The 4,019-nt window shown below is 72.0% G+C and carries 3 protein-coding genes and 1 pseudogene; 1 reads left to right on the top strand and 3 read right to left on the bottom strand.

Annotated features, from left to right (window positions below):
• The 3 genes and pseudogenes from GTR00_RS16010 to GTR00_RS16000 all read right to left on the bottom strand — a co-directional run.
• Positions 1–1,153 (bottom strand): annotated as a pseudogene (locus tag GTR00_RS16010) (glycoside hydrolase family 6 protein); the annotation flags it as partial.
• Between the two features lie 429 nt (positions 1,154–1,582).
• Positions 1,583–2,836: a hypothetical protein gene (locus GTR00_RS16005; RefSeq protein WP_166612587.1), complete on the bottom strand. Its 1,254-nt coding sequence runs from the start codon at positions 2,834–2,836 to the stop codon at positions 1,583–1,585.
• Positions 2,833–3,219 carry a hypothetical protein gene (locus GTR00_RS16000; protein WP_166612586.1) on the bottom strand — a complete coding sequence of 129 codons (387 nt, stop codon included), beginning with the start codon at positions 3,217–3,219 and terminating at the stop codon, positions 2,833–2,835. Before GTR00_RS16000 ends, GTR00_RS16005 begins: the two co-directional genes overlap by 4 nt.
• Before the next feature lie 435 nt (positions 3,220–3,654).
• On the opposite strand from GTR00_RS16000, the gene GTR00_RS15995 reads away from it, so the two are divergent.
• Positions 3,655–3,966 carry a hypothetical protein gene (locus GTR00_RS15995; RefSeq protein WP_166612585.1) on the top strand — a complete coding sequence of 104 codons (312 nt, stop codon included), beginning with the start codon at positions 3,655–3,657 and terminating at the stop codon, positions 3,964–3,966.
• Positions 3,967–4,019: the final 53 nt, after the last annotated feature.

The following is a 4,019-nucleotide window of genomic DNA, read 5'->3' as shown; positions in this document are numbered from 1 at the left end:
CGCTGGTGGTCGCCCCTCCCCCGCCCTGCACCTGCACGCCCAGCGCCCGCGCACCGGCCGCCCCGCTGCTGGTGCCGCTGCTCGTGCTGGTGCTGCCCTTGACCACGCTCAGCAGGTTCTTCAGCGCGGTGAAGACCGGCTTGGGCGAGCCGTCGGAGTGCACCAGGCCGAAGCGGTCCTCGGCCTCGCTCTCGTCCTCGCCCTCGTCGAGCAGTTCGTAGACGTAGGACCGGTCCACGCCGTTGCGGTAGTTCTCCAGCAGCTGCTGCAGCTGCAGCGTGGCCTGCGCGTCCTCGGAGACGTGCGGCTGCACCCCGCGCCCGGCGGTGGAGTCGGTGCCGGTGTGGAAGCCCAGCTCGGTGGCGTACAGCGCGCCGGAGTCCTCCACGGCCGCCGTGAGGGTGACGCGCTCGTCAGCCTCGGCCTGCTGCGGGGCGGCGGTGTCGACCGAGGGGGTGACCTTGCGCGTCAGCCGCATCTGGTGCTCGGTCTGCTCAGCGGTCTGCATGTGCCCGCCGGTGTAGGGGTGGGCGTTGGCGACGTCGCTGGGCACCTCGCCCAGCTCCTCGCGCGAGCCGTCGTGCACCAGGGAGGGCGCCACCACCGCCACGTCGTCGCCCAGGGTGGTCTTGACCTTCTCGTACAGCTGCGCCTGGTGCCGGCGGACCTTGCCCGCCCAGGCAGCATCGCCGTGGTTGTCGCGCTCGTTGGCGCCCTCCACGCTCTCCACGTTCAGGTCGTGGTCCTTCATCAGTTGCAGCTGGGCGTCGATGGAGAAGGAGGAGTCCTCCGGCTGGGCGACCCAGTTGATGCCGATGCCGGCCTGCCCGATCTCCTTCAGGGTGGCGATCGGCGCGGAGTCGTTCGAACCCAGGCCGTCGCGCACGTGTTTAACTCCCAGCTCCTTGAGCAGCGCGACGGTGTCCACCTGCCCGTAGGAGGTGTCCAGGTAGGCCACGTGGGTGCCGACGCCGACGGAGTCGACGAACCCCTCGGCGGTCAGCGTGGTGTGGTTGGTGCCCGCCGGCAGGGCCATGACGTCAGTGCGCTCCTGCGCGTCATCGGTGGAACCACCGACCTCGTCCTCGGAATCGGTCGTGCTGTCCTCCGAGGCCTCGTCGTCGGGGTCGGTGATGCCAAGCTTGTCGAGCAACTGCCGCCACAGGCGGTCGACCTCCTCCTGGTCCTCAGCGTTCTGCGCCTTCGGCGTAGGCGTTTCGGCGTTCGCGCTTCCGGATCTGGTGCTGGCGAGCTGTGGCGTGCTGGCTGCTGCACTGGGCTGGACCGTGCTCACTCCCAGGGCGACAGCCGTGAAGAGAGCAGCCGCCGCCTCGCGGCTGACACGCCGGGGAGTCCGCCGCGGCTGAGTGCGAGCGTGCAGGAGGTCGTGAGAAGTCATCAAGTCCTCGCGATCGGTGAGTCTGGTCAAGGGGGTGTGCACGGGGTAGACACAGTGGTCAGCAGCCGGTGGAGGCCTCCTCGAGGCGACGAGGCGTGGTCGTGGTGGGTGGCTGCTGGGAGGAGGCGCTGCAGGCCTGTGCTGGGCAGCTGCGCCGCTCGCGTGTCTCGGCGAGCTTCTGCCTCAGCCGCGTGCAGGCGTTGGGGTGCGCGCAGCAGCAGGTACGTGTAGGTGCTGCATCCTGTTGTGATCTGCGGCGATCGAGGGTGCTTGGGCGACGACGGCTCGCAGAGCGTCCAGGACGTTCGGCCTGTTGAAGGTGTCGAAGAGACGCCAGGAAAGAGCTGCCTGACTGTCGACGTGCGTGATGGGCGTGGCCCACTTCCCCGAGGCGACGCAGCCCTCGACCGCTGTCGCCGTCGCGCCGGCCAGGCCGACGACGGCTCCTGCGGTCTGTTCGAGCAGTCCCACGGGCGTCGCCGCACCGGTGAGGTACCGCAGGCACTCGCCTGCCTGGTGCACGGGCCGGGGATCTGGGCCATCGAGACCGACGAGGGACCGGTCGGAGCGACCCCACGAGGACGCGAGAGCGGCCGCGTGGTGGTTCATGCGCTGAGCGAGCACCGAGTAGGCGGTGTCGCCGGTCGCCCGGGCGGTGCGCTGTGCCTGCTGAGCCACCACCGCGCTCATCCGCACCTGGGCCGTGAGCAGCATGACCGTGTGCTGGGGGCTGACGTTCACCCCTGCGGTCAATAGCTCGTGCAGCCGTTGCAGCCCGCGGGGCAGGTCGTCCGCGTGGTTGACCGGCACCACCGGTAGTCGGTCGAGGCGCGCGCGCCCGGGCGCGTCCCACGTCGGAGCGGCGTCCGCTGAGACGCGGTCCAGCACGGCACGGGCCGCGAGGTGGAGGCCGGCCCTCTCGGCGAAGCGCAGGTCTCGGGCGACGTCGTCCGCGCCGACGCGGGTGGCCGCCTGCACGAGTCCGCGGTCGAGGTGCGCGATGCCGAGCGCGACGACGGCGATGTCGCCGACCGCGGCACGGCCGGCTGCACCGGTGGGCAAGGTTTCGCTGCCGCTCCACGCGAGATGCGCCCGGGTGGCCGCGGCGCCGAGCTGTTCCCAGCGGGCGGTGACCGAGCGGGGGTCGGCGGCGGCTGTCACCTCGGAAGGGCTGTAGCTGCGTGCCTCCCGGGCACCGAGCCGCAGCGCCGTGGCGAGGACGCGCTCAGGGTGCGCGTGCAGGGTGTCGAAGTCCGCCCGCGACGTGCCGCGGGCCTGAGCGACGTCCGCCAGCACCTGTCGGCACAGGGCCATCGCCGCTCCACGGCCGTGCAGGGCGGCGTCGACGCCCATCCTCGTGTGCTCGACGGGCCGCTCCCGGACGCTGAGGTGAGCCAGGTGCGTGGTCAGCTCCTGGACCGCGACGGCCGCGCTCACCGCTGCTCCGCCGCGTCCAGCAGCTCGACGACGGGCATGGCGAACTCATGCAGCGCCATCAGCGTGCGCGCGCGCTGCTCCACGTCCTCGGTCGTGGCGACGATGCCGAGGAGGGCGTCGACGGCCTCGTCGCGCAGCTGCTGACCGCGCAGGTCGCTGGTCGCCGGCGGCGCCGGCGGGTACGGCGGGAACACGTCGTCGAGGTGTGCCAGGGCGCAGGTGGCGACGAGGCGTTCACCGAGCTGATCAGCGGTGTCGACCATCAGCGCGAGGAGGGCACGGGCGGCGCCGACGTCGGCGGGAGCGGCCGAGGTGGCGAGTTCTCCGGGCTCGGTGCGGGCGGCGGGCGTGCCGCCGTTCTGAACAGCTGGTTGGCGGGTCATGACGTCCTCCAAGAGCGCGGCCGTGGTCGTCGTCCACAGCGACGGGGTGGATGGCGGTGTCCACAGCCGGTCCGCTGTGCGCTCGCCAGTGAGGCGTTGCGTGACAGACCGGTGTGTGCCAGGTACTGTCCGAGTATCAACTCATGTGAACGATAGGGCTGTCCAGTGACAACTCATGAACACGCCACCGCGCCGTCCGCGCGACGTCCTGAGTCGAGCACCACGGAGTTCCCGTCCACACTCGGCGACGGCGCCCTGCACGGCGTCCTCGTTGCCGCGCACGGCGGTTGCGGCGCCAGCACCCTCGCCGCGCACCCCGCGATCCGTGCCGTCGTGCGCGAGGTTCCGCTGCTGGCAGCGCTGCGGGAAGGCACCACCAGCGGCCGCCCGTGCGTGCTGGTCGCCTCGGCGACGGCGGATGGAACGGCACGCGCCGTGCGAAACCTGCACCGCCTGGAACTCAGCGGCACCGACGGCGAGCAGCTCCACCTCGTCGTCGTCCGCGACGGCCGCGGTCCGGTGCCGGTCGCCGCCCGCGCCCGCCTGCGGCTGCTGGCACCGATCGTCGCCGGCATCGACGTCCTGCCGCACGTGCAGCGCTGGCGCTACGAGTCCGGCGACTCCCGGACGCGCTCCCGGCGCTACGACCGGGCGGTCGACCAGCTCGCCGACCGCCTCGCCCGGCACTTCTGGGGCGTGGACCCGCGCGCTGCCCACACCACCGACCTGCTCGAGGAGGACCTCTGATGCTGCACACCGTCGCCGAGTTCGCGACCCTGGCCGCCGGCACCATCCCCAAC

The sequence above is a fragment of the Kineococcus indalonis genome (assembly GCF_009906395.1).
In the GTDB taxonomy this organism is placed as follows: Bacteria; Actinomycetota; Actinomycetes; order Actinomycetales; family Kineococcaceae; genus Kineococcus; species Kineococcus indalonis.
Note: the sequence above shows the minus strand (reverse complement) of the source record. Positions and strands in the feature narration are given on the sequence as shown.

Bases quoted from the DNA above. Each gene is read 5' to 3' on its own strand.
- GTR00_RS16000 (WP_166612586.1), bottom strand. From the start codon at position 3,219: ATGACCCGCCAACCAGCTGTTCAGAACGGCGGCACGCCCGCCGCCCGC.